Source organism: Chromobacterium sp. CCUG 30098 (assembly GCF_059916605.1).
The window spans coordinates 296244-320889 of the sequence record NZ_JAUCGS010000002.1 but is presented as its reverse complement, the minus strand read 5'-3'; the positions used below and the strand labels follow the sequence as shown (position 1 = coordinate 320889).

Annotated in this window: 23 protein-coding genes and 1 tRNA gene; 19 read left to right on the top strand and 5 right to left on the bottom strand. The window is 63.7% G+C overall.

Features of this window, described 5'->3' with window-relative positions:
* Positions 1-3 precede the first annotated feature (3 nt).
* Complete coding sequence (locus QUG03_RS07155; RefSeq protein WP_019101375.1) at positions 4-405, bottom strand: MerR family transcriptional regulator; 402 nt, start codon at positions 403-405, stop codon at positions 4-6.
* Positions 406-541: 136 nt separating this feature from the next.
* Between QUG03_RS07155 and QUG03_RS07150 the strand changes: the two genes are divergently transcribed.
* The 6 genes from QUG03_RS07150 (at position 542) to mmsB (ending at position 7049) form a co-directional block, all read left to right on the top strand.
* A complete protein-coding gene (locus QUG03_RS07150) occupies positions 542-1390 on the top strand; it encodes a 3-hydroxybutyryl-CoA dehydrogenase (RefSeq protein WP_500819723.1) in 849 nt (282 codons plus the stop codon).
* 51 nt (positions 1391-1441) lie between these two features.
* Positions 1442-2944: a CoA-acylating methylmalonate-semialdehyde dehydrogenase gene (locus QUG03_RS07145; protein ID WP_500819722.1), complete on the top strand. Its 1503-nt coding sequence runs from the start codon at positions 1442-1444 to the stop codon at positions 2942-2944.
* Positions 2945-2957: 13 nt separating this feature from the next.
* A complete protein-coding gene (locus QUG03_RS07140) occupies positions 2958-4118 on the top strand; it encodes an acyl-CoA dehydrogenase family protein (RefSeq protein ID WP_500819721.1) in 1161 nt (386 codons plus the stop codon).
* A gap of 96 nt (positions 4119-4214) precedes the next feature.
* Positions 4215-4997: an enoyl-CoA hydratase gene (locus QUG03_RS07135; protein WP_500819720.1), complete on the top strand. Its 783-nt coding sequence runs from the start codon at positions 4215-4217 to the stop codon at positions 4995-4997.
* Positions 4998-5021: 24 nt separating this feature from the next.
* The gene (locus tag QUG03_RS07130) at positions 5022-6140 is read left to right on the top strand and encodes an enoyl-CoA hydratase/isomerase family protein (protein ID WP_500819719.1); all 1119 of its coding nucleotides are present in this window, start codon (positions 5022-5024) and stop codon (positions 6138-6140) included.
* Positions 6141-6158: 18 nt separating this feature from the next.
* The gene (mmsB, locus tag QUG03_RS07125; protein WP_227108164.1) at positions 6159-7049 is read left to right on the top strand and encodes a 3-hydroxyisobutyrate dehydrogenase; all 891 of its coding nucleotides are present in this window, start codon (positions 6159-6161) and stop codon (positions 7047-7049) included.
* A gap of 177 nt (positions 7050-7226) precedes the next feature.
* On the opposite strand, the gene QUG03_RS07120 is transcribed toward mmsB, so the two are convergent.
* Both QUG03_RS07120 and QUG03_RS07115 read right to left on the bottom strand, forming a co-directional pair.
* Positions 7227-8762, bottom strand: coding sequence for a mechanosensitive ion channel family protein (locus tag QUG03_RS07120; protein ID WP_107799244.1), 1536 nt, complete (start codon positions 8760-8762; stop codon positions 7227-7229).
* 270 nt (positions 8763-9032) lie between these two features.
* On the bottom strand, positions 9033-9980 hold the full coding sequence (locus QUG03_RS07115; RefSeq protein ID WP_500819718.1) for a tRNA dihydrouridine synthase: 948 nt from the start codon (positions 9978-9980) through the stop codon (positions 9033-9035).
* Positions 9981-10038: 58 nt separating this feature from the next.
* On the opposite strand from QUG03_RS07115, the gene QUG03_RS07110 reads away from it, so the two are divergent.
* From QUG03_RS07110 to QUG03_RS07055, 12 genes are all read left to right on the top strand, one after another.
* Entirely contained in the window at positions 10039-10485 is a 447-nt protein-coding gene (locus QUG03_RS07110) for a GNAT family N-acetyltransferase (RefSeq protein WP_488877149.1), read from the top strand.
* An 87-nt stretch (positions 10486-10572) separates the two neighbouring features.
* A complete protein-coding gene (locus tag QUG03_RS07105) occupies positions 10573-11517 on the top strand; it encodes a nucleoside hydrolase (RefSeq protein ID WP_107799247.1) in 945 nt (314 codons plus the stop codon).
* Positions 11518-11532: 15 nt separating this feature from the next.
* Complete coding sequence (locus QUG03_RS07100; protein WP_043593565.1) at positions 11533-11748, top strand: DUF1653 domain-containing protein; 216 nt, start codon at positions 11533-11535, stop codon at positions 11746-11748.
* A gap of 8 nt (positions 11749-11756) precedes the next feature.
* Positions 11757-12710 (top strand): histone deacetylase family protein, encoded by a 954-nt coding sequence (locus QUG03_RS07095; RefSeq protein WP_500819717.1) that lies wholly within the window; start codon positions 11757-11759, stop codon positions 12708-12710.
* On the top strand, positions 12707-13231 hold the full coding sequence (msrA, locus tag QUG03_RS07090; protein ID WP_107799249.1) for a peptide-methionine (S)-S-oxide reductase MsrA: 525 nt from the start codon (positions 12707-12709) through the stop codon (positions 13229-13231). The genes QUG03_RS07095 and msrA overlap by 4 nt, the downstream gene beginning before the upstream one ends.
* Positions 13232-13358: 127 nt before the next feature.
* On the top strand, positions 13359-15635 hold the full coding sequence (locus tag QUG03_RS07085) for an ATP-binding protein (RefSeq protein ID WP_227108154.1): 2277 nt from the start codon (positions 13359-13361) through the stop codon (positions 15633-15635).
* A gap of 21 nt (positions 15636-15656) precedes the next feature.
* The gene (locus tag QUG03_RS07080) at positions 15657-16325 is read left to right on the top strand and encodes a response regulator transcription factor (protein ID WP_019103053.1); all 669 of its coding nucleotides are present in this window, start codon (positions 15657-15659) and stop codon (positions 16323-16325) included.
* Between the two features lie 9 nt (positions 16326-16334).
* Complete coding sequence (locus QUG03_RS07075) at positions 16335-17210, top strand: NAD kinase (RefSeq protein ID WP_107799251.1); 876 nt, start codon at positions 16335-16337, stop codon at positions 17208-17210.
* A gap of 19 nt (positions 17211-17229) precedes the next feature.
* Positions 17230-18900, top strand: coding sequence for a DNA repair protein RecN (gene recN / locus QUG03_RS07070; RefSeq protein ID WP_500819716.1), 1671 nt, complete (start codon positions 17230-17232; stop codon positions 18898-18900).
* Between the two features lie 46 nt (positions 18901-18946).
* Positions 18947-19036: transfer RNA gene (locus tag QUG03_RS07065), tRNA-Ser, on the top strand.
* Positions 19037-20456: 1420 nt separating this feature from the next.
* Positions 20457-20855, top strand: coding sequence for an InvB/SpaK family type III secretion system chaperone (locus QUG03_RS07060; protein WP_500819715.1), 399 nt, complete (start codon positions 20457-20459; stop codon positions 20853-20855).
* A gap of 17 nt (positions 20856-20872) precedes the next feature.
* A complete protein-coding gene (locus QUG03_RS07055; RefSeq protein ID WP_488877144.1) occupies positions 20873-21787 on the top strand; it encodes a hypothetical protein in 915 nt (304 codons plus the stop codon).
* A gap of 118 nt (positions 21788-21905) precedes the next feature.
* Here the strand turns inward: QUG03_RS07055 and QUG03_RS07050 are convergent, their stop codons facing one another.
* Positions 21906-22160 carry a hypothetical protein gene (locus QUG03_RS07050; protein ID WP_500819714.1) on the bottom strand — a complete coding sequence of 85 codons (255 nt, stop codon included), beginning with the start codon at positions 22158-22160 and terminating at the stop codon, positions 21906-21908.
* Positions 22161-22485: 325 nt separating this feature from the next.
* Here QUG03_RS07050 and QUG03_RS07045 point away from each other — a divergent pair, with 325 nt between their 5' ends.
* A complete protein-coding gene (locus QUG03_RS07045) occupies positions 22486-22926 on the top strand; it encodes a hypothetical protein (protein WP_500819713.1) in 441 nt (146 codons plus the stop codon).
* Here the strand turns inward: QUG03_RS07045 and QUG03_RS07040 are convergent.
* Positions 22895-24604: a cation:proton antiporter domain-containing protein gene (locus QUG03_RS07040; protein WP_107799275.1), complete on the bottom strand. Its 1710-nt coding sequence runs from the start codon at positions 24602-24604 to the stop codon at positions 22895-22897. The genes QUG03_RS07045 and QUG03_RS07040 overlap by 32 nt on opposite strands.
* Positions 24605-24646: the final 42 nt, after the last annotated feature.

Below are 24646 nucleotides of genomic sequence, written 5' to 3'. Positions count from 1 at the left end.
TCCTCAAGTCGATTGCCGGGCATCCGCGCCGCGCTTGTCCAGCGTTTTCTCGCACTGATGCCGCAATTGGGAAATTTCGCTCAATACCACCTTGATGTCTTCCATCTGCTCCAGCAGCTGCTGTTCCTTGCGTTGCAGGATGCGGATGAATTCATGCAGCTGCGGCGCGTCGTCGCTGGCCGCGTCGTAGAGCGCGAACAGCTCGCGGATTTCCTGCAGGGACAGGCCGATGCGCTTGCCGCGCAGAATCAGCATCAGCCGCACCCGGTCGCGCCGGCTGTAGATGCGGCGCTGCCCCGCCCGCAGCGGCTCCAGCAATTGCTGGTCTTCGTAAAAGCGGATGGTGCGCGTGGTCACGTCGAACTCCTGCGCCAATTCGGTAATGCTGTAGGTCTGCTCCGCCATCTTCCTCTCCCGCCTCCCCGGCGCCGCCGGACCATTCGCGCAACATTCGCCGTTGCGCTTGTCATTGTTTATTGACGTTAACGTAAACGTCAAGCTATCTTGAATACAGCATAGAGCAAATAGTCGAGGAAACAACATGCAAGCCAAAATCGCAGTAGTGGGCGCCGGCACCATGGGCAACGGCATCGCCCAGGTCTTCGCCAGCCACGGTTACGACGTGCGCCTGGCCGACGTCAGCCAGGCCGCGCTGGACAAGGGCCTGGCCGCCGTCGCCTCCAGCCTGGCGCGCCTGGTGAAAAAGGACCAGCTAGCCGAGGCCGACGTCCCCGCCATTCTCGCCCGCATCCAGACCACCATCCACCTGGCTGATCTGGCCGACCGCGACCTGGTAGTGGAAGCCGCCACCGAGAACGCCGCGGTCAAGGAAAGCATCTTCCGCGAACTGGCCGCCGTGGTGCGCCCGGACGCGGTGCTGGCGTCCAACACCTCGTCGATTTCACTGACCCGCATCGCCAGCTGGGTCAGCCAGCCGGAGCGCGTGGTGGGCATGCATTTCATGAACCCGGTGCCGGTGATGCAGCTGGTGGAAATCATCCGCGCGCTGCAAACCGGCGACGCCGCCTACCGGCTGGTCTACGAATTGAGCCAGGCGCTGGGCAAGACCCCGGTCACGGTCAAGGACGCCGCCGGCTTCGTTTCCAACCGGGTGCTGATGCCGATGATCAACGAGGCCGCCTTCACGCTGCACGAAAACCTGGCCAGCGCCGAGGACATCGACACCGTGATGAAGCTGGGCATGAACCACCCCATCGGCCCGCTGGCCTTGGCGGACCTGATCGGCCTGGACACCTGCCTGTCCATCATGGACATCCTCTACACCGAATTCCGCGACAGCAAATACCGCGCCTGCCCGCTGCTGGCCCAACTGGTGCAGGCCGGCCACCTGGGCCGCAAGAGCGGCAAGGGCTTTTACAGCTACGCCTGAGCCGGCGCCGCCGGCAACGGGCTTTATTCAAGATCAGACGGAGGCAGCACCATGACCCAGGCAGTCCCCACCATCAAATTGCTGATCGGCGGCGAATTCGTCGAATCCCGCAGCGCCGAATGGCGTGACATCGTCAACCCGGCCACTCAGGAAGTGCTGGCGCGGGTGCCGATGGCCACCCAGGACGAAGTCGACGCCGCCGTCAGCGCCGCCAAGACCGCCTTCGCCGGCTGGAAGAAAACCGCCATCGGCGCGCGCGCTCGCATCTTCCTGAAATACCAGCAGCTGATCCGCGAGCACATGAAGGAGCTGGCGGCGCTGCTGACCGCCGAGCAAGGCAAGACCCTGGCCGACGCAGAGGGCGACATCTTCCGCGGCCTGGAAGTGGTGGAGCACGCGTCCGCCATCGGCAATCTGCAACTGGGCGAATACGCGGAGAACGTCGCCGGCGGCGTCGACACCTATACCGTGCTGCAGCCGCTGGGCGTCTGCGCCGGCATCACCCCGTTCAACTTCCCGGCGATGATTCCGCTGTGGATGTTCCCGATGGCCATCGCCACCGGCAACACCTTTGTGCTCAAACCGTCGGAACAAGACCCGATGGTGACCATGCGCCTGGTGGAGCTGGCGCTGGAAGCCGGCATCCCGCCCGGCGTGCTCAATGTGGTGCACGGCGGCGAACAGGTGGTCAACGCGCTGTGCGACCACCGCGACATCAAGGCGGTGTCCTTCGTCGGCTCCACTAAGGTAGGCACCCATGTGCACCAGCGCGCCAGCCTCAACGGCAAGCGCACCCAGTGCATGATGGGCGCCAAGAACCACGCCATCGTGCTGCCGGACGCCAATAAGGAACAGGCGCTGAACCAGTTGACCGGAGCCGCTTTCGGCGCCGCCGGCCAGCGCTGCATGGCGCTGTCGGTGGCGGTGCTGGTGGGCGAGGCCCAGCAGTGGATTCCGGAGCTGGTGGCCAAGGCGCGCGGCCTGAGCGTGGGCGCCGGCAAGGACAACCCGGACCTGGGCCCACTGATCTCCTGCGCCGCCCGCGAACGCGTGGCCGGCCTGATCGCCCGCGGCGTGGAAGAAGGCGCGCGCCTGGAGCTGGACGGCCGCGACATCCAGGTGGCCGGCTACGAGCGCGGCAACTTCGTCGGCCCCACCATCTTCTCCGGCGTCAAACCGGAAATGAGCGTCTACCACCAGGAAGTCTTCGGCCCGGTGCTGTGTCTGATGGCGGCGGATTCGCTGGACGACGCCATCGCCATCGTCAACGCCAACCCCAACGGCAACGGCACCGCGGTGTTCACCCAGAGCGGCGCGGCGGCGCGCAAATTCCAGGAAGAGATCGACGTCGGCCAGGTGGGCATCAACGTGCCCATCCCGGTGCCGGTGCCGCTGTTCAGCTTCACCGGCTCGCGCGGCTCCAAGCTGGGCGACCTCGGTCCTTACGGCAAACAGGTCGTGCTGTTCTACACCCAGACCAAGACCGTCACCAGCCGCTGGTTCGACGACGCCGCCAGCGGCGGCAAGGTCAACACCACCATTTCGCTGCGCTGACCGGGAGCCCGCCATGGATTTCGCACTGACCGAAGAACAAATCGCCTTTCAGGACAGCGCCCGCGACTTCGCCGCCAGCGAGCTCGCGCCGCGCGCCGCGGAATGGGACGAAGAGGAAACCTTCCCGCTGGAGGTGATCCGCCGCAGCGGCGAGATGGGCTTTCTCGGCCTGTACACGCCGGAAGCCTACGGCGGCCTGGGCCTGTCGCGGCAGGACTCCGCCATCGTCTTTGAAGAACTGGCCGCCGGCTGCACCTCCACCGCCGCCTATCTGACCATCCACAATATGGTCAGCTGGATGATAGCCAGCTTCGGCAGCCCGGAACTGGCCGAGCGCTGGGTGCCGCGCATGGTCAGCGGCGAGCTGCTGGGCAGCTACTGCCTGACCGAGCCCGGCGCCGGCTCCGACGCCGCCTCGCTGAAGACCCGCGCCGAGCGCAAGGGCGAGCACTACGTGCTCAACGGTTCCAAGATGTTCATCTCCGGCGCCGGCAGCACCCAGGTGCTGGTGGTGATGGCGCGCACCGGCGGCCCCGGCCCCAAGGGCGTGTCCGCCTTCGTGGTGCCGGCGGACGCGCCCGGCGTGCAATACGGCAAGAAAGAGAAAAAAATGGGCTGGAACAGCCAGCCCACCCGCGCCATCACCTTCGACAATGTGGAAATCCCGGCCGCCAACCGGCTGGGCGAGGAAGGCCAGGGCTTCACCTTCGCGATGAAGGGCCTGGACGGCGGCCGCATCAATATCGCCACCTGCGCGGTGGGCACCGCCCAGGCCGCGCTGGCCGCCGCCCAGCGCTATGTGCAGGAACGCCAGCAATTCGGCCAGCCGCTGGCCGAGCTGCAAAGCGTGCAGTTCCGGCTGGCGGACATGCTGACCGAGCTGGTGGCCGCGCGGCAGATGGTGCGGCTGGCGGCGTGGAAACTGGACCAGGCCAGCCCGGACGCAGGCGCTTATTGCGCCATGGCAAAGCGGCTGGCCACCGATTTGAGTTTCAATGTGGCCAACAACGCGCTGCAACTGTTCGGCGGCTACGGCTATCTGAAGGACTTCCCGCTGGAACGCCATGTGCGCGACCTGCGCGTGCACCAGATTCTGGAAGGCACCAATGAAGTGATGCGGATGATCGTGGCGCGCAAGCTGTTGCAGGACGGCGCGCTGGAAACCCTGCGCTGAGCGAAGCCGGGAATATCCCTGATGCTGCGTTGCGCCGGCTCGCCGCGGGGTTTTCCTGCCTCTCTCATCCACACCGAATCCATAAAGGCATACGCTATGAACCACTACGCCCACCTGAACGTGGAAAAACGCGGCCACACCGCCGTGATCACCATAGACAATCCGCCGGCCAACACCTGGAACCGCGACAGCCTGAGCGCACTGAAGCGGCTGGTGGCGGACCTGAACGCCGACCGCGACATCTACGCGCTGGTGATCACCGGCCAGGGCGAGAAGTTCTTCTCCGCCGGCGCCGACCTCAAGCTGTTCGCCGACGGCGACAAAAAGGTGGCCACCGAGATGACCATGCTGTTCGGCGAGGCCTTCGAGGCCTTGTCCGCCTTCCGCGGCGTCAGCATCGCCGCCGTCAACGGCTATGCGATGGGCGGCGGCCTGGAGTGCGCGCTGGCCTGCGACATCCGCATCGCCGAAGAACAGGCGCAAATGGCGCTGCCGGAAGCCGGCGTCGGCCTGCTGCCCTGCGCCGGCGGCACCCAGAACCTGCCCTGGCTGGTGGGCGAAGGCTGGGCCAAACGCATGATTCTGTGCGGCGAGCGCATCGACGCGCGCACCGCCGAGCGCATCGGCCTGGTGGAAGAAGTGGTGGCCAAGGGCCAGGCGCTGGACGCCGCGCTCAAGCTGGCGGAACAAGCCGCGCACCAGTCGCCGTCCTCGGTGGCGGTGTGCAAGCAACTGGTGCAGCGCGCGCGGCTGCAGCCGCCGGCGCACAATCTGATCCACGAGCGCGAAGGCTTCATCAAGCTGTTCGACACCCAGGACCAGGGCGAAGGCACCCGCGCCTTCCTGGAAAAGCGCGCGCCGCAATGGAAGAACGCCTGACCCTCACCCAAGGACGAATCCGCCATGTCCAACCTGGTACTGTTTGAAGAACTGCCGGTCCGCGGCGGCCAGCGCATCGCCATCGCCACGCTGAACGCGGAAAAATCGCTGAACGCGCTGACGCTGGACATGATACGGCTGCTGGACGCGCGCTTGAGCGCCTGGGAGAACGACGACGCCGTGGTGGCCGTGCTGCTGCGCGGCTCCGGCGACAAGGCCTTCTGCGCCGGCGGCGACGTGCGCTCGCTGCGCGCCGCGCTGCTGGAAGACGGCGAGGCCTATCCCAACCCGCACGCCGTCGCCTTCTTCAGCGAGGAATACCGGCTCGACTACCGCATCCACCGCTACCGCAAGCCGCTGATCGTATGGGGCGGCGGCATCGTCATGGGCGGCGGCCTGGGCCTGATGGCCGGCGCCAGCCACCGCGTGGCCACCCCGGCCACCCGCATCGCGATGCCGGAAATCACCATAGGCCTGTACCCGGACGTGGCCGGCAGCTGGTTCCTGCAACGGATGCCGGCCAAGCTCGGCCTGTTCCTGGGCCTGACCGGCGCGCCGCTCAACGCCGGCGACGCCTTGCTGTGCAATCTGGCCGACCATGTGCTGCCGGCCGACGGCCAGACCCCGCTGCTGACCGCGCTGCGCGATCTGGCCTGGGAGCAGCCGGCGGAACGCCACCACGGCCTGGTCAGCGCCCTGCTCAACGAGATGGAGCGCGACGTGGCGCTGCCGGAGGCCAACGCCGGCCGCAATCTGCTGGCGGTGCATCAGTTGATGAACCGCGGCAGCCTGGAAGCGGTGGCCGCCGCGCTGCGCGACACCGCCTTTGAAGACCCGTGGCTGGCCGGCGCCGCCAAGAGCTTCGCTCACGGCTGCCCGACGTCCGCCGCCGTCTGCTGGGAAATCTTCCAGCGCGCCAAACACCTGTCCCTGGCCGAGGTCCTGCGCATGGAGCTGGCGCTGTCGGTCAACTTCTGCGCCAAGCCGGACTTCCGCGAAGGCGTGCGCGCGCTGCTGGTGGACAAGGACCGCGCGCCGCAATGGCATTGCCGCGAGCTGGGCGATATTCCGCCGGGCTGGGTGGACAGTCATTTCGATTCGCCGTGGACGGAGGCCGACCACCCGCTGGCCGCGCTCCAATAACAATCGAGGAGAGAGAAGATGCAAACCATCGCCTTCATCGGCTTGGGCAATATGGGCGGCCCCATGGCCGCCAACCTGCTGAAGCAGGGTTATAAGTTGAACGTGTTCGACCTGTCCGCCGACGCGCTGGCCAAGCTGGTCGCCGCCGGCGCGCGCGCGGCCGCCAGCGCCGCCGACGCCGTCCGCGGCGCCGACGCGGTGATTTCCATGCTGCCGGCCGGCCGCCACGTGGAAGGCTTGTACCTGGGCGAGTCCGGCCTGTTCGCGCAACTGCCGGCCGGCGCCCTGGTCATCGATTGCAGCACCATAGACGCCGCCACCGCGCGCAAGGTGGCCGCCGCGGCCGACGCCGCCGGCCTCAAGATGCTGGACGCGCCGGTGTCCGGCGGCACCGCCGGCGCCGCCGCCGGCACCTTGACCTTCATCGTCGGCGGCGCCGCCGCCGAGCTGGAACGGGCGCGGCCTCTGCTGCAAGCCATGGGCAAGAACATTTTCCACGCCGGCGCCGCCGGCGCCGGCCAGACCGCCAAGATCTGCAACAATATGCTGCTGGGCATCCTGATGGCCGGCACCGCGGAGGCGCTGGCGCTGGGCGTGAAGAACGGGCTGGACCCCAAGGTGCTGTCCGACATCATCAGCCAGAGCTCCGGCCGCAACTGGGCCACCGAGCTGTACAACCCCTGGCCCGGCGTGATGGAGAACGCGCCGGCCAGCCGCGGCTACAGCGGCGGCTTCATGACCGAACTGATGCTGAAAGACCTGGGCCTGGCCGAGGAAACCGCGCTGCACAGCCACGCGGCCAATCCGCTGGGATCGCTGGCCCGCAATCTGTATGAGGAACACGCGCAGGCCGGCTTCGGCAAACTGGACTTCTCCAGCATCCTCAAGCACTTCCACCCGCTGGATTGAGTCAGAACGTGTTTACGATCTCGCGAGCTAAGGTGAGACAAGGCGTTGCGGCTGAGAAAGCGGAATGGTCAAGCGGTACATGAGCATTTCGAAGCGGTACTCACCGTGTGACGTCCCACGACGCGCAGCAGATCGTAAACAGGTTTTGAGGAAAACCTGGCCCAAGCCCGTAATGGATCAGTGCTTGGCCAGGCCGAAGAAACGCCGGATCTTGTCCACCAATTCCGCCCGCTGCGGCGAGCCGTGGCCCTCCTGCCAATCCTGCGGCAGCTTGCGGGTGCGCTCGGCCAGGCGTTCCGCCAGAATCGACGAGATCGCCTCGGCCAACTCCTTGCGCGAACTCAGAATGGACTGGAAGGACTCCTTGTCCAGCCGCAGGCACTCCACATTGGAACGCGCGATCACGGTGCCGCTGCGCGCCTCGCCGGTCATCAAGCCCATTTCGCCGAAGAAGTTGCCGCCCTCCAGCACGTCCACCAGTTTGCGGCTGCCGTCCGGCAGGTTCACCCACACCTCCACCTCGCCGCTGAGCATGATGTAGAGCCAATGCGCGACCGCGCCCTGATGCATGATGATGTCGCCGGTGACGAAGGGCGTGAACTTGAGCTGATCGGCCAACACCACCATTTCCTCGTCGTTGAGGCTGGTCAGCAGCTCCACCTTGCGCAGCGCCTGCACCCTCTCCTCCAGGTGCTTCTTCATCCGCGCTTCCATATACTTTTCATTGTCCTTGATGGTCAGCACATTGTAGTGCGGCGAGGACATTTTCAGATTATGGCGGCGCAAGGCGGCGTCGATATGGGTGCGCACCACGGAATCGGTCAGATCGTCGGCGGCGAGATCCGTCAGCCAGTAACGCACCGCGTACTTGCTGTAGCCGTTCTCGAAGCCCATCAAAATACAGTTGGGCTCCGGCGACAAGGCCACGCCGGGCAGTTGCGCCTCGCGCAAGGAGCGCTCCACCACGGTGATGATCTGATTGGGCAGCGTGTCCCAGTTGATGTTGAACCACACCCAGCGCCGCCATTGCAGCGGGCCGCCCTGGTGCTTGCCCAGGATGGCGAACTGCCCCTTCATCAGCTGGCTGTTGGGAATCACCACGGTTTCCCAGTTGCGGGTTTCCACCAGGGTGGCGCGCCAATTGATTTCCACCACCCGGCCGGACAGCTCGCCGGACTTGATCCAGTCCCCCACCTCCACCGAATTATCCAGTTGCAGCGACAGACCGGCCAGGATATTGCCCAGCGTGTCCTGCATGGAAAACGCCAGCACGCCGGTGATCACCGCCGAGGTGGTGACGATGTGGCTCAGGTCCAGGCCGGCCAGGCGCAAGAGCACCAAGCCCCAGCCCACGCAGCCCAGCACCAGCAGGATGTCTTCCAGAATGCGCGGCGGATGCAGGCGCAGCAAGGGCAGGAACAAGCGCATCAACATCATCGCCCACAGCCGGATCAGCGCCAGGCCCAGCACGATGATGGCCACCTGTTTGATCCACTCCGCCACCGCCTGATCGCCCTGCGGGCCCAGATTGATCACCACCAGCGCAACGGCGGCGGCCAGCAGCGAACGCAGCGTCGACTTGCGGGCTTCCGGCCGCAGCAGATAGAGCAAGGCGGCGCAGGCGGCCGTCAGCGCCACGAACAGCGTCAGACTGTCGTGCCACGCCTGAGGGATCAGCTTTTCCAGCCAGCTAACCGTCGGGGCCGTATCCATGCCGCCTCCGCGATGAAATCTTTGATGGGAAACCGCCGATGGCGGCGCCACTACGGCAGGGAAGAGGGGGAAACAACAGGCCGGCCGCTTTTCATTGATAGTCCATCGCGGCGGATAAAAAAAATCCCTCCCGTGTAGGGAGGGCTGCAAGGTATCGGGGAAGTGTAATCGCCGGAGCTGGGGAGCCGCCGGAATCACAGCGCCCTGCTATACCAGTGCAGCGCGCAATTGAATGCTACACATTCCCATAGCATTTAGATATGAGTACATTTACTTAGCAAGCATGTCTCGCAGTACAGGTTCCACATCGTCCGGCGTGGTCAGCCTACGGATGCGCTCGAACAAGACGCCGGCCTCGGGCCAGGTGCGCTTGAGCTGCCCCAGCCATTGCTTGGTGCGCGCCACCGGGTAGCGTCCGTCCTCGGACTGGACGCGGCACTGCAGAAACAGGTCCAGCACCCAGGGCTGCATCTCGCTCCAGGGCATGGCTTCGGCGCCGTCCCCGCGCTTGATGCGCAGCGCCAGGTCCGGGCAGGCCACCAGGCCGCGGCCTATCATCACCGTGTCGCAGCCGCTTTGCTCGCGGATGGCGCGGTAATCGTCCAGCGTCCACACCTCGCCGTTGGCCACCACCGGCACCGCCACACTCTCGCGGATGCGGGCGATCCAGTCCCAATGCGCCGGCGGCCGGTAGCCCTCCACCTTGGTGCGGCCGTGCACCGCCAGTTCCTGCGCGCCGCCGGCTTCCAGCGCCCGCGCGCATTCCAAGGCCCGGCTTTTGTCTTCATAGCCCAGCCGCATTTTGGCGGTGACCGGTATTTCGGCCGGCACCGCCGCGCGCACCGCCTGGACGATCTGGAACAGCAGCTCGGGATCGTTGAGCAGGACGGCGCCGCCGCGATGGCGGTTGACAGTGGGCGCCGGACAGCCGAAATTCAGGTCTATGCCCGGTGCGCCCAGGCTGGCGGCCTTGGCGGCGTTCTCGGCCAGACAGGCCGGGTCCGAACCCAGCAACTGCACCCGCACCGTGACGCCGGCGCGGGTCTTGCCGCCGCGCGCCAGCTCCGGGGCCAGCCGCATGAAAGTGCGGGTGGGCAGGAGCGCCGAGGTGACGCGGACGAACTCGGTCACGCACAGATCAATGCCGCCCACCCGGGTCAGCACATCGCGCATCGCCTCGTCCACCAGGCCCTCCATCGGGGCAAGAACCAATTTCATTGCAAACATCGCCGGAAAAAAGGCGAATATTGTACCGCAAAGCGGGGAAAGGCATTCAATGCAAATCGCCATCCGCCAGGCCGGCGCGGAATCCGTCCGCTGCTGGCTGCCCTTGTTTCTGGCCTACCTCGATTTCTATCAGGTCGCGCAGCCGGCGGAAGCCTGCGCCGCCTTCCTGGAACAGCGGCTGAGCACGGGCGAAGCGGTGGTCTTCCTGGCGGAAGACGCCGCCGGCGTCCAAGGCTTCGCCCTGCTCTATCCCGGCTTCTCCTCGCTCGCCCTGCGCCCGCACTGGCTACTGCACGACTTGTTCGTATCGCCGGCCTGCCGCGGCGGCGGCGTCGGCCGCGTATTGCTGGAGCGTTGCCAGGCCCATGTCGCCGCGCTGGGCGGCGGCCTCACGCTGCAAACCGCGCACGGCAATCTGAACGCGCAGCGGCTGTACGAACAATCAGGATTTAAACTGGATAGCGAATTCCGGGTCTATGAATGGAGCCCCGGATAAGCCGGGCGCGCCGGAGCTCGCCTTGACGCGCCGCCAAGCGCTGCGGCATCCTTCGCCCCCTTGATGACATTGCCCAATGGAGCCGACATGAAACAGCATCGCGTCATCTTCGACACGGACCCTGGCCTCGACGACGCGGTCGCCATCCTGTTCCTGCTGGGCGCAAGCGCCGACATCGAGCTGCTCGGCCTGACCACGGTGGCCGGCAACGTGGGCGTGGAACTGACCACCCGCAACGCCCGCATCGTCTGCGAATGGGCCGGCCGCGGCGACGTGCCGGTCTACGCCGGCGCCGACCGACCGCTGGTCCAGCCCTACCAGGGCGCCGAACACGTGCACGGCGCCAGCGGCCTGGACGGCGCGCCGCTGCACGAGCCCGCCATGCCGGTGCGCGCCGAACACGCGGTGGACTTCATCGTGGATACCCTGCGCCGCGAACCGGCCGGCAGCGTCACCCTGTGCCCGGTGGGCCCGCTGAGCAATATCGCGCTGGCCTTGCGCCGCGCGCCGGACATCGCCGCGCGCATCGGCCGCATCGTGCTGATGGGCGGCGGCTATTTCGCCGGCGGCAATATGACTCCGGCGGCGGAGTTCAACATCCACACCGACCCGCACGCGGCCGACATCGTGCTGCGCTGCGGCGCGCCCATCGTGATCTTGCCGCTGGACGTCACCCACCAGGCCACGACCACGCCGGCGCGCGTGGAATGGCTGCGCGGCCTGCCCAACCGCTGCGGCCCACTGGCGGCCGCGCTGCTGACTTCGCTGGAGCGCTACGATGTGCAAAAGCTGGGCCAGGACGGCGCGCCGGTGCACGACCCCTGCGTGATCGCCTATCTGCTGCGCCCCGAGCTGTTCCGCGGCCGCGAAGTCAACGTGGTGGTGGAACTGGCCGGCCACTACACCACCGGCGCCACCGTGGTGGACTGGCACGGCGAATCTGGCCGCGCGCCCAACGCGCTCTACCTGACCGAGGTGGACGCCGACGGCCTGTTCCAGCTGATGGCCGACGCCCTCTCCCATCTGCCGTAAACCCAAGGAGGCCCCATGAAAATCGCTCCCGGCATTTATCGCCATTACAAAGGCCCGCTCTATGAAGTGCTGGGCACCGCCACCCACTCCGAAACCGGCGAACTGCTGGTGATGTACCGCGCGCTCTACGGCGAGTTCGGCCTGTGGGCGCGCCCGGCCGGCATGTTCGAGGAAAGCGTCGCGCACGAGGGCCAGACCCTGCCGCGCTTCGCCCTGGTCAAGGCCTTCTGAGCGCCGCGATGCGCATTTTCCGCACCGATCAGTTCCCGCTGCCGCTGCCGCCCGGACACCGTTTCCCGGCGCAGAAGTACGCCTTGCTGGCGCAGGCGGTGGCCGGCTTCGCCGCCGAGGCAATGGACGCCGCGCCGGCGGCCAGCCGCTACGAGCTGGCGCTGGCCCACGACGACGCCTACCTGGACAAGGTGTTCAACGGCGCGCTCAGCGCCGCCGAGCAGCGCGAGATCGGCCTGCCCTGGAGCCCGCAGCTGCTGGAACGCAGCCGCCGCTCGGTGGGCGCCACCATCGCCGCCGCCCGCTGGGCGCTGACGCGCGGCTGCGGCGTCAACCTGGCCGGCGGCACCCACCACGCCGGCCGCGCGATGGGCAGCGGGTTTTGCGTGTTCAACGATATCGCCGTGGCCGCGCGGCTGATGCTGGACGAAGGCCTGGCCCGCCGCGCGCTGGTGCTGGACCTGGACGTGCACCAGGGCGACGGCACCGCCGCCATCACCCGCGGCGACGCGCGCATCTTCACCTTCTCCATGCACGGCGCCGGCAATTTCCCCTTCCGCCGCGAAGCTGGCGATCTGGACATCGAACTGCCGGACGGAACCGGCGACCAGACCTATCTCGCCGCCCTGGCCGAACACCTGCCGCGCCTGTTCGCCGCCGATCCGGACCTGGTCTTCTACCTGGCCGGCGCCGATCCCTACGCCGGCGACCGCCTGGGCAAGCTGGCGCTGAGCCGGGACGGCCTGGCCGCGCGCGACCGCATGGTGCTGAAAGCCTGTCGCCAGTCCAAGGCCGCCGTCGCCGTGGTCATGGGCGGCGGCTACGCGGTGCCCATAGAAGACACCGTGGCGATCCAGACCGAAACCGTGCGCCTGGCCTGGCAAATCTTCGGCGCCGAGGGACAGATCGCCCGCCCCGGCGCGACTCATACACACCCACCCCGTCAATGGAGTCCGACATGAAAACCGCAACCTTCGCCGGCGGCTGCTTCTGGTGCATAGAAAGCGCCTACAACCGCCTGGCCGGCGTCCACAGCGCCGTATCCGGCTATACCGGCGGCCCCGGCGCCCACCCCAGTTACAAGGAAGTCTGCGCCGGCCGCAGCGGTCACGTGGAAGCCGTGCAAATCCGCTACGATCCCGCCCAGATAGACTACGACACCCTGCTGCGCGCCTTCTTCGCCCTGCACGACCCCACCACCCTCAACCGCCAGGGCAACGACGTTGGCCCGCAATACGCGTCGGTGCTGTTCTATCACGACGAGGAACAACGCCAGGCGGCGGAGCGCATGATGGCGGAGCGGGCCGGCGATTACCCGGCCCCCATCGTCACCCGGCTGGAGGCCGCCGCGCCCTTTTATCCGGCCGAAGACTATCACCAGCAATACTTTGATCAACATGGCCACGAACCCTATTGTCAAATGGTGGTTGCGCCAAAATTGGCCAAGTTTCAGCAATATTTTTCTGTTTACTTGAAGAAATAAGCCACACCCTGCCAGGGGCGAGCCCAGCTCCCGGCTTGGTTCGCGCGCCCCGGGCATCGCCGCTATAATCCGGCTCAGTAGCGGCGATGCCCAGATTGGCTGCGCGCCGGACGAACCCAATCTCCCCATGGCAGACAAGCACAGCATCATCACTGCATTCCGCACCGCCCTCACCCGTCACCTGGACCTGTTGCGCACCGCCTCCCCGCGCGGACGCCTGGCCTGCGCCGTGTTGTGGCTGCTCACCTTCGCCCTCTTGCTGGGCCAATCGGTGGCGCTGGACCTCAACCAGCAGCATCAGGAGCACCAGCAGGTGCACGGCCTGATTCTCTCCAGCCTGCAAACCCGGCTGCAGGAAAGCGAGATGCTGCAACAAAGCGTGGTCGACATCGTCGATCAGGAAAACAGCCTGCGCGAACAACGCATCCGCCTCTTGGTGGAATCGCTGGCGCGCGAACAGCCGCAGCTCTACTTCATCGGCTACCAGCCGCTGGTCAGCCACGCCTACCGCCGCGAATTCGAGCGCATGCGCAGCCAGCTGCAAGGCCAGCCCTACCGCATCCGCGACTACCAGCACCAGCAGGACAACGCCTGGGACCAGCAGCAAGCCTGGCGGCTGGCGGCCAAACGGCCGCGCTACCTGCCGCTGAGCATGGCCGAACCCGGCCTCGCCTCGGACGACTGGCGCGAAATGGGCCTGGACCTGCTGGCCGACAGCGTGCTGGCGCCCACCGTCCACCGCGCGATGGGCCAGGGCGAAGCGGTGTCCCCGGTGCTGCGCCTCAACAACGGCAAACAGGGCCTGGCCTTCTTCTCCGCCGTCTACAACACCGAAGCGCCGTCCCCGGTGCCGCTGGTGCGCAGCGAACAGACCGCCGGCATGGTGGTGCAAGTGCTGTCCCTGGACAGACTGGTCAGCCTGACCCCCAATATGGCGACGCGCTACAGCGTGGCGCTGCAACGCAAAGACAGCGCGCCCAGCGGCTACGACCCGCTGATCTACCGCCACCAACAGCAGGACCGGCCCGGCTGGCTGGCGCAATGGCTGCTGCCGGCGCTGGAAATCCGCAAAAGCCTGGACACCCCCTATCTGCCCTACGAACTGACGGTGCGCCGCCAGCTCAGCTTCGACCGCACCGCGCCGCTGGAGCTCTTGCTCAGCGCCCTCTTCTCCATGGTGCCGGCCTACCTGCTGCTGATCATCCTGGCGCTGCTGGCGCAAAACCGCCAGGCGCAGGAACAGGCGCAAGACCGGCTGCACCGCGAGCGCGAATACGCGATGGTGGCGCTCAGCGGCATCAGCGACGCGGTGATCAGCATCGACATCGACCTGAGCATCCGCTACCTCAACCCGGCGGCGGAAACCCTGCTCGGCCTGAAGGCGCTCGACGCCGCGCAACGCAAGCTGCACCAAGTGGTGAGGCTCAACTACGAATTTGCGCGCCAGGTGGAAGAAGACCCGGTGCACAAGGCCATCCAGCGCCGCGAAACCGTGCTGCTGGCGCAAAACTGCTACCTGATACGCAGCGACGGCGAAAAACTGCTGATCGAAGGCTCGGTGTCCCCGCTGCCCGGCCGCGACGGCCGGCTGATGGGCGCGGTGCTGACCTTCCGCGACACCGCCCCCATCCGCCGCCGCATGCTGGCGGCGCTGGAAGCCAGCGAAACCCGGCTGCGCCAGCACGAAATGGAGCTGGCCCGCGTCGCCCGCATCAACACCATGGGCGAAATGGCCTCCGGCATCGCCCACGAGATCAACCAGCCGTTGTCCGCCATCATGAGTTACTGCCAGGCCGGGCTCAGCCTGCTGGAAGACGAAGAACCGGACATGGCCATGCTGCGCCGCGCGCTGGACTCCTCCGTCACCCAAGCCAGCCGCGCCGGCCAGATCATCCAGCGCCTGCGCGAGTTCGTGATCAAGAAAACCCAGCAATTCAACCCCATAGACCTGAACCAGGTGGTGGGCAATGCGCTCAACCTGCTGGAATACGAACTGAAAACCCACGATATTCATATTGAGCAGAATATTTGCCACGACCTGCCATTGGTCTACGCTGACAACATACAACTGGAACAAGTGGTGCTGAACCTGATGCGCAACGCGCTGGACGCCATGGAAACCGTCGCCCCCTGGGGGCGGCTCAGCATCGCCACCAGCCTGAACGGCCGCTGGATCCGGCTGAGCATAGGCGACAACGGCGCCGGCATCGCGCCGGAATTGCTGGACCGCATCTTCGCGCCCTTCTTCAGCACCAAGGCCAGCGGCATGGGATTGGGCCTGGCCATCTGCCAGACCGCCATAGAAGCGTTCGGCGGCAAGCTGAGCGCGCGCAATAAATCAACCGGCGGCGCGGAATTCATCATTGAACTGCCGCAACGGGACGCGCCGCCGTCAACGGGGTAACCGGCAGGAGTCAAAAACACAATGCAAAACACCACGCCAACCGTCTACATCGTCGACGACGACCCAGCCGTGCTGGACTCGCTGGCCATGCTGATCGCCGCGCAAGGCATGCGCACCGTCACCTTTCCCAACGCGATGGAGTTTCTCGCCCACTACGGCGGCAACGACATCGCCTGCCTAGTGCTGGACATCCGCATGCCGCAAATCACCGGCCTGGCGCTGCAAGAACAGCTGATCGACAAAAACGTGACCCTGCCCATCGTCTTCATCACCGGCCACGGCGACATCGAACAATGCCGCCGCGCCTTCCAGACCGGCGCCATCGACTTTCTGACCAAGCCCATAGACCAGGCGCGGCTGATCGAAAGCCTGCGCAAAGGCATACGGCTGAGCATTCTGCAACACCGCAAGGAAGAGGAAACCCAGGAAGTGATGGGCCTGCTCGCCCGCATCAGCGGCCGCGAGCGCGAAGTGCTGGAACTGGTGGCGGACGGCATGTCCAGCAAGGAAATCGCCCGGGTGCTGGACCTGTCCCCGCGCACCATAGAAGTACATAGGGCCAACCTGTTCAACAAACTCGGTGTAGACTCTCTGGCGGACCTGGTGCGCTTCTACCTGAAAGCGCTGGAAGCCACCGGCAAGAAACCCAACGACGACAGTTTTTTGAACGATACGCCCACCCCTTACTGAAACAACGCCATGGAACGACTGTTCAAACACGTCTGCCTGGTGGCGCGGCACAGCAAGCCCGCCATCGTCGAATCCCTGCGCCAGCTGGCCGACCACCTGTCCGCCTCCGGCGCCACCGTGCTGATCGACAAGGACAGCGCCACCCAGCAGGAAGCCGGCCCGCACGCGCTGATAGACCGCAACGATATGGGCAAGCTGGCCGACATCGTCATCGTGCTGGGCGGCGACGGCACCATGCTGTCCATCGCCCGGCTGCTGGCCCCCTACCGCGTGCCGCTGATCGGCATCAACCAGGGCCGGCTGGGCTTCATGACCGACATCCCGCTGCACGAGATGCTGGACTCCGTGGACGCCATCCTGCGCGGCGACTTCGTGCCGGAAGACCGCATCCTGCTGCAGGCCGCGGTGATACGCGAAGACGCCGAAGTGGCCAACGCGCTGGCCTTCAACGACGTGGTGTTCAGCCGCGGCGCGATGGGCTCGATGATAGAGTTCGAAGTCTTCATCGATAACCAGTTCGTCTACAGCCAGCGTTCGGACGGCCTGATCGTCTCCACCCCCACCGGCTCCACCGCCTACTCGCTGGCCTCCGGCGGCCCCATCCTGCATCCCACGCTGCAGGCCATCGCCCTGGTGCCCATCTGCCCGCAATCGCTGAGCAACCGCCCAATCGCGGTCAACGACTCCTGCGAAGTGGAATTCATGCTCACCCGCGGCCTGGACGCGCGCGTGCACTTCGACGGCCAATCCCATTGCGACCTGATGGAAATGGACCGCGTGCTGATCCGCCGCTACCGCAACCCGCTGCGCATCCTGCACCCGGTGGGTTACAACTACTACGACATGCTGCGCCACAAGCTCCACTGGGGCGAGCGCCTGCTCTGACACCTGACGCGAACACCCCATGCTCCTATCGCTGACCGTTAAAGACTTCGTCATCGTCGACAGCATCTCGCTGGACTTCCAAGCCGGCTTCACCGTGCTCACCGGCGAAACCGGCGCCGGCAAATCCATTCTGCTGGACGCCCTGAGCCTGCTGCTGGGCGACCGCGCCGAAGGCGCGCAAGTGCGCGAAGGCGCGGAGCGCGCCGAGATCACTGCCGAATTCGACACCCGCGGCCGCCCTGAAATCGACGCCTGGCTGGACGAAAACGGCCTCAACGGCGACGACGACGTGCTCCTGCTGCGCCGGCTGCTGGACAAATCCGGCCGCTCGCGCAGCTTCGTCAACGGCCAGGCCGCCACCCTCAGCCAGCTCAAGCAGCTGGGCGAATTCCTGGTCGACATCCACGGCCAGCACGCCCACCAATCGCTGATGAAGGCGGACGCCCAGCGCCAGCTGCTGGACGCCTACGCCGGCTCCGTCGCGCTGGCCCGTGACGTGAACAAGGCCTGGCAAGACTGGCAGACCGCCCGCCGCGCCCGCGCCGACGCCGAACGGCTGTCGCGCGAATCCGAAGTCGAGCGCGAACGGCTGAACTGGCAGATCAACGAACTGAGCGAGCTCAAGCTGCAGCCGGACGAATGGAGCGCGCTGAACCAGAGCCACTCCCGGCTGGCCAACGCCGCCGAACTGGCGCAAAGCGCCCAGCTGGCGGTGGACACCCTGTCCGAGATGGACAATAGCTGCCTGACCATGCTGTCCCAGGTGCAAACCCGGCTCAGCAAGCTGGCCAATCTGGACCCGCGGCTGGCGGACACCCTGTCGCTGCTCGATTCCGTGGACGCTGAGTTGCGCGAAGTGGTCTACAGCCTGCGCGACTACGCCAGCGACATCGACGAAAACCCCGGCCAGCTGGCCGAAGTGGAAGGCCGGCTGGAAGCGCTGATGAGCACCGCGCGCAAATACAGGGCGCAGCCGCAAGACCTGCAGGAAAAACTGGACGACTGGCAGCAACAGCTGCAAGCGCTGGAAGCCTCCGCCGACATCGAAGCGCTGGCGCTGGCCGAAGCCTCCACGCTGGCGCGCTACCGCGCGCAGGCCGAGGCGCTGTCCGGCAAGCGCCGCCAGGCCGCCAGCGAGCTGTCCGCCCGCATCGGCGCGGAAATGCAGCACCTGGCGATGAGCGGCGCGCGCTTCGCCATCGAACTGGCCGCCCTGTCCGAACCCGGCGCCCACGGCCTGGAGTCCATCGAATACCTGGTGGCCGCCAACGCCGGCACCAGCCTGCGCCCGCTGGCCAAAGTGGCCTCCGGCGGCGAACTGTCCCGCATCAGCCTGGCCATGCAAGTGGTGATCAGCCAGGTGGCCAGCGTGCCCACGCTGATCTTCGACGAAGTGGACGTCGGCATCGGCGGCCGCGTCGCCGAAGTCATCGGCCACATGCTGCGCCAGCTGGGCCAGCGCTACCAGGTGCTGTGCATCACCCACCTGCCCCAAGTGGCCTCCTGCGGCAGCCATCACTGGCAAGTCAGCAAGAGCGAGCACAAGGGCCGGGTCAAGAGCCGCATCGAGCCGCTGAACAGCGAACAACGGGTGCTGGAAATCGCCCGCATGCTGGGCGGCGTGGAGCTGACCCAGACCACGCGCGAGCACGCGGCGGAAATGCTGGCGTCAAATACGCCGGCCCTCTAGTCAAAGCGCCTAAGACCCGCTAGAATTGCGCCCTCTTACCGATTCGGGAAGCGTGGCAGAGTGGTTTAATGCAACGGTCTTGAAAACCGTCGTGGGTGCGAGCCCACCGTGAGTTCGAATCTCACCGCTTCCGCCAAATTCAAACCGCCTTGATCCGCACAAATCAGCGTTAAACTTAGACGCGGAGCGGATGTAAGGCGGTTTCATTTTTTGTTGTCTTGCTGGATAGGGCTGATTTACACGGCTTAGCGTGTCCCAAGTCTGCCCCAAATTTTTGGCAGATCAAGCCGTCCCTCATCAACTGGTGGCAAATCCGGAATAGTCACCGCGCAGCACGATGCCGTTCGGCTGCTTGATGTACTTCCCATAGTGCCCTCCTGACCATCTCCGCCGTCGTGTGCCCCAGCAAAATGGCCGCCAACAGTTCAGGCTCTCCATCCATCAGCAGCCGCGACGCGAACGTATGCAGCGTCTGGTTTTGATTCCAATGCCACACGCCACTGTCCTGCAATATTTTTGTCCAATGATCAAGCGTCGCCCACCCCCTACTCCAGCACCAGAGAATGTTGGACTTCACTTAACTACCACCAGAAATTCACCTGCAGTTTCAATAGTCCTTAATATGATTAGTGACCATGCTGTGTTATGCAATATTTAGGCAATCCACTTTATATTGCCTCATTTACAGAGACCGCTTGCATTGCGAGTAAATTTTTTCATGGCACATGAATCTACAACATTGGTTTAGATCATCAAAATTAGAAACCGCCTTAATCACAAGGCAACCTTTTACATTTTAATTTATCTAGGCGTTATCACCACTCACTTACCTATCATCCCCTTATAGCAAGCCAACATCACCCCGCAGGAAATCCTCTACGGCCTGCCGGGGACACATTGACCGCCATGAGTTATTCAACCTGCAGGCATCCTCATCAATTCCATTGCCCAGTTCCTACTGCAAAATTATCTTACAGCTGCGCCACCCCCCCCCCACCCTCTGAAAAACCGCACCGCCCGGGAGCCTGCCTTGGGCATCATCAGCTGCACTGCCATGAAGGATAGGCCTGGGATCTGACGCTGCCATAGATATTCCTCCGCGGGTCGAAATTTGAAAGTCTCGTCCGGTAGCTGATGCAATGATCCTTCATCCACCACAACTAGCCCAACCTCATGTCGCACAAAGAATACGAGAAGCCAAATAAGTGAGACAAGCCTTGCTGTGTGGCCAACATTGGTATCTACACGCGCATCCCAACTTCACAAGTAGCACAAGGAGGAGGGGCAACGTCGACTAGGGATTTGCTAATAGCTCTTGAGCCGCGCCATTACCCATCACTCTGAAAATCAATGAATATGAATTGCTTTACATTAACATCATCTTCTCCATTAAAAACAGACCACCAATAGAATCCATACTCATAACAACACTGCCTGCACGCCACGGAAGCATAAATAAAAAACAATTTACAACCCACTGCAAAAAGTCTTATTTACCGTCCAAAACCAAACAATGCACAATGCATTGCAATCACAAAAAATGAATGAGGCCACCAATGTCCGCTGGAAGGAAAATAGTTAAAGAAGCATTAGTTTCATATGGATTCCCACAAGCAATTATCGACAGTACAGACTCCTACCCATCCATATCAATGCATTTGGAAGATATGCCTGACGTTTTACTATCACATGACGATGACAGGCTATGGATATGGAGCCCGTTGCCATTCGAAATTAGTAAAATTGATAGTTCAGCAGCCATCACGATTATCAACACATTAACAGATGAACTTAAAGGAGCAGATGGATCTGGAACTTTTCTGCTACGCACAGACATTGGGCTTGAGCTAAAGGCCTCCATCTTAGAAAAAAATATCACTTCAAGTGATGATTTGATGTCAATCATTCTTGATTTCATCAAAAAGCTGCAAAAAATAATGTCATCCATCAATTAAGCAATACGGAGCAACACATGCAAAACACATCCATACAAGCCAATCAACCTCTCTTTTCATACAACAACAAAAGTGAGTCAACCACTCCATTAAAAATAATAATGGGGATAAATGGATCAAACAATAGTCAACCCACATCCAACCAGCATGAGCGTGTAACATTATATCTGGGCATACCGGCAAAAGATAAGATAGTCGAGACAGACCTCCTATCTGCTTTTGGAGGATATCTTCACCGCATTGGCGAAAAAGACCTCGCCCAATATCCTTTAGTTTTTAGCAGCAGAGAAGGATTTGATCAGTTTTGCAAAATCAGAGAGCAAATACCCAATATTTCAGACACTCCACCCCCCAGAGGTAGTAATGACGAGAATGTTGGCAGAGCTTTTGTCTATGCGTTGCACCACGTCCCAGTTTACTGTGCCGATGATTTTGACTTCAAGTCCAATCAAAAAATATATATTACTGGACATGGGACTAGCGGATCAGACCAATTGCAGATTGATGGCAAGATGTTCAGCATGAATGAAGTGGCTCAAAATCTTCACAAGATTGGAGTAAGCAAAGACATTCGGGATATACGTCTGACAAGTTGTGACTCTGCCGATGCAAAATCAGTCAACAACTTAAAAGAGAGTGACTTAAACAAATATTCATCAAGTTACAATGAAAAGGTTACGTTGCTTGGCTTTACACTGTCTGAAAAAAACACGATGGCGCCTGCGCAACATTTAGCGTACGCCCTTCACGAAAACGGATTCAACCATGCAACAGTAACGGGGTACCATGGAAAAGGAATATACACCAGCAAAAACAATTACCCTGAACATTTCTTAAGAAACCCTAACCTGCCAACGGATAGTGAATTTAAACACGACAACACCGTTAGGCGCAGCGAAGTAAAAGAAAAGTTCACAAGTGATATAGATTGAATCTCGTTTACGTAAATCCATATGGCAAGACATAAGCAGCCTCCGCCTCGTGCGCAGCTCAAAAGCCCGGACGCATCGTCCGGGCTTTTCTCATTCCCGCCCTCTCACCGGCGGCAATCTATTTGACGGTTTCTGTCCGCGCCGCCGCCAGCAGCAGGCGCAGCCGCTCATACGCGCATTCCACGCCATACCTCGCCTCCAGCAGGCTCCACAAAACCTCCGGGGACAGTTCTACGATGAATGGCGTTTGACGCGGCGGTTGACGGGACATCTCCCGGCGCAGCGCCTCGGGCAATTGTTTGAAATGGGATTGGGCGGCACGAATATGCCTGAGGGCGCGACGCGCCTCGCGGAGGGTGTTGATCTTGGCCATGGCGGCCTCCTAGTAGCATTTTTGATTTCGCCCCTTTTGAGAGGGCGGCCGGGTGCTCAAAACCGCTACTAGTCGGCGGGCGTATTCCCCTTGCGGGTATTGTATTAGCCGCACACCCGGCCATGGACGCGCATTGTCCCACAAGTGGGAGTTTGCCAAAACCATGGACGCAAAAAAACCGCGAATCTTACGGGTGCGGTAGCCGCTAGTAGTATAGGTGTTTTGAGCACCGGGAATGACCATAGCCCGTTGGCGCGAAGCATGTCAACGGCACATGGTCCGCCGTCGACTACACTCAAGTAGCATCGCCGTATTGGAGAATCCCATGTCCACGCCGCCGCGCCATCTCAGCGTCAGTATTGCCTGCCCTTTCGCCCGCGCCTACGCCTTGCTGGCGCTGCCGGAAAACTTCCCGCGCTGGGCGTCCGGCCTGGCCGGGGCCTTGCGCCGCGACGGCGACGGCTGGCTGGCGGACACGCCGCAGGGCGTGATGCCCTTGCGCTTTTCGCCGGCCAACGACTACGGCGTGCTGGATCACTGGGTGTCGCCGCCAGGGCAGGCGGAGGTCTACGTCCCCTTGCGCCTGCTGGCGCGCGACGAGGGTTGCGAGCTGCTGTTGACCCTGTTTCGCCAAGCAGGCGTCGACGACGCGCAATTCGAGGCCGACGCCGACTGGGTGGCGCGCGACCTGGCCGCGGCCAAAGCCTGGCTGGAGCGGGATGAATCCGCGGGGCTCAGTGCGCCGCCCGCGGCGACTCCGCGGTGAAGCAGTGCAGCACATGGCGGCCGATGCTGCCGGCCAACTCCTCATCGGCCAGGAACACCGCGCCCAGCCCTTCTCCGCGCAATAGTTCGGCTTCCTCCCCGTTGCGCGCGCGCAGCGCGATGCGCAGCTCCGGGTTCAAGGTGCGCGCCACCTCCACCATCTGTCGCAGATTGAGCGCGTCCGCCGTGGTCACCGCCAACACCGAGGCGTTGACGATATGGGCCTGGATCAACACGGCCGCCTCGGCGGCGTCGCCGGTCACCGCCGCCCGGCCCTGATTGCGCAGCGTTTCCACCAGCTCGCGATTATGGTCCACCACCACAAAGGGCACCCGATTGCGCTCCAGCTCCGCCGCCACGCCGCGGCCGATGCGGCCATAGCCCACCAGCACCACCTGGCCTTCCAGATATTTGCGTTCGGTGCTCATCGGCAGCTCGGCGTAGGGGTCCGCCCTGCGCTCCAGGCTGCGCGCCCATTCCGAGCGCGCCAGCAGCCAGCCGCGCAAGGGCTCCAGCAAGGCGAACAACAGCGGATTGAGGCCAATGGAGATCAGGGCGCTGGCCAGCACCAGGCTCATGCCCTGCGCCGACAGCAGGCCCAAGGACACGCCCAGCCCGGCCAGGATGAAGGAGAATTCCCCGATCTGCGCCAGGCTGGCGGCAATGGTCAGCGCCGTGCTCAGGGGATAGCGGTACAGAATGACCAGGGCCAGCGCCGCCAGGGTTTTGCCCAGCATGATGACGGCCACCGCGCTCAGCACCATCAGCGGCTGTTCCAGCAGAATCGCCGGATCGAACAGCATGCCCACGGACACGAAGAACAATACGGAGAAGGCGTCGCGCAGCGGCAGCGATTCGCGGGCGGCACGGTGGCTGAATTCGGACTCCCGCATCATCATGCCGGCGAAGAAAGCGCCCAGCGCAAAGGAGACGTTGAACAGATGGGCGGCGCCGAAGGCGATGCCGATGGCCGCCGCCGTCACGGCCAGCGTGAACAGCTCGCGCGATCCGGTCTTGGCCACCCGCCACAGCAGCCACGGCAAGGCGCGCCGGCCGGCGATCAGCATCAGGGCGATGAAGGCGGCCACTTGCAGCAAGGTCAGCATGATGGTCTGCCACAACGGCGCGGCGTTGGCGGCGGCGGGCGCGCCGCTCAACAACGCCGCCATCGGCGGCATCAGCACCAGCACCAGCACGCAGGCCAGGTCCTCCACCACCAGCCAGCCCACGGCGATGCGGCCGTTGATGGTGTCCAGGATGCCGCGCACTTCCAGCGCCTTGAGCAGCACCACAGTGCTGGCGCAGGACAGCGACAGGCCGAAGATCAGGCCGCTGGACCAGCTCCAGCCCCAGCACCAGGCGATGAACAGCGCCAGCCCGGTGGCGGCGCTCATTTGCACGATGGCGCCCGGCACGGCGATGCGCCGGACCGACAGCAGGTCCTTCATCGAAAAGTGCAAGCCGACGCCGAACATCAGCAGCATCACGCCGATTTCGGACAGCTGCGCGGCGATCTTCATATCGGCGACGAAGCCCGGCGTGGCCGGGCCGATGACGATGCCGGCCAGCAGATAGCCGACCAGGGCCGGGATGCGCATCCGCTCGCAGAGCAGGCCCAGAATCAGAGACAGGCCGAGGCCCGCCGCAATGGTGGAAATCAAGGACACATCATGGACCATGGCGGCCGCCTCCCTAGTGTGGATTTTTTATTTAGGCGCACA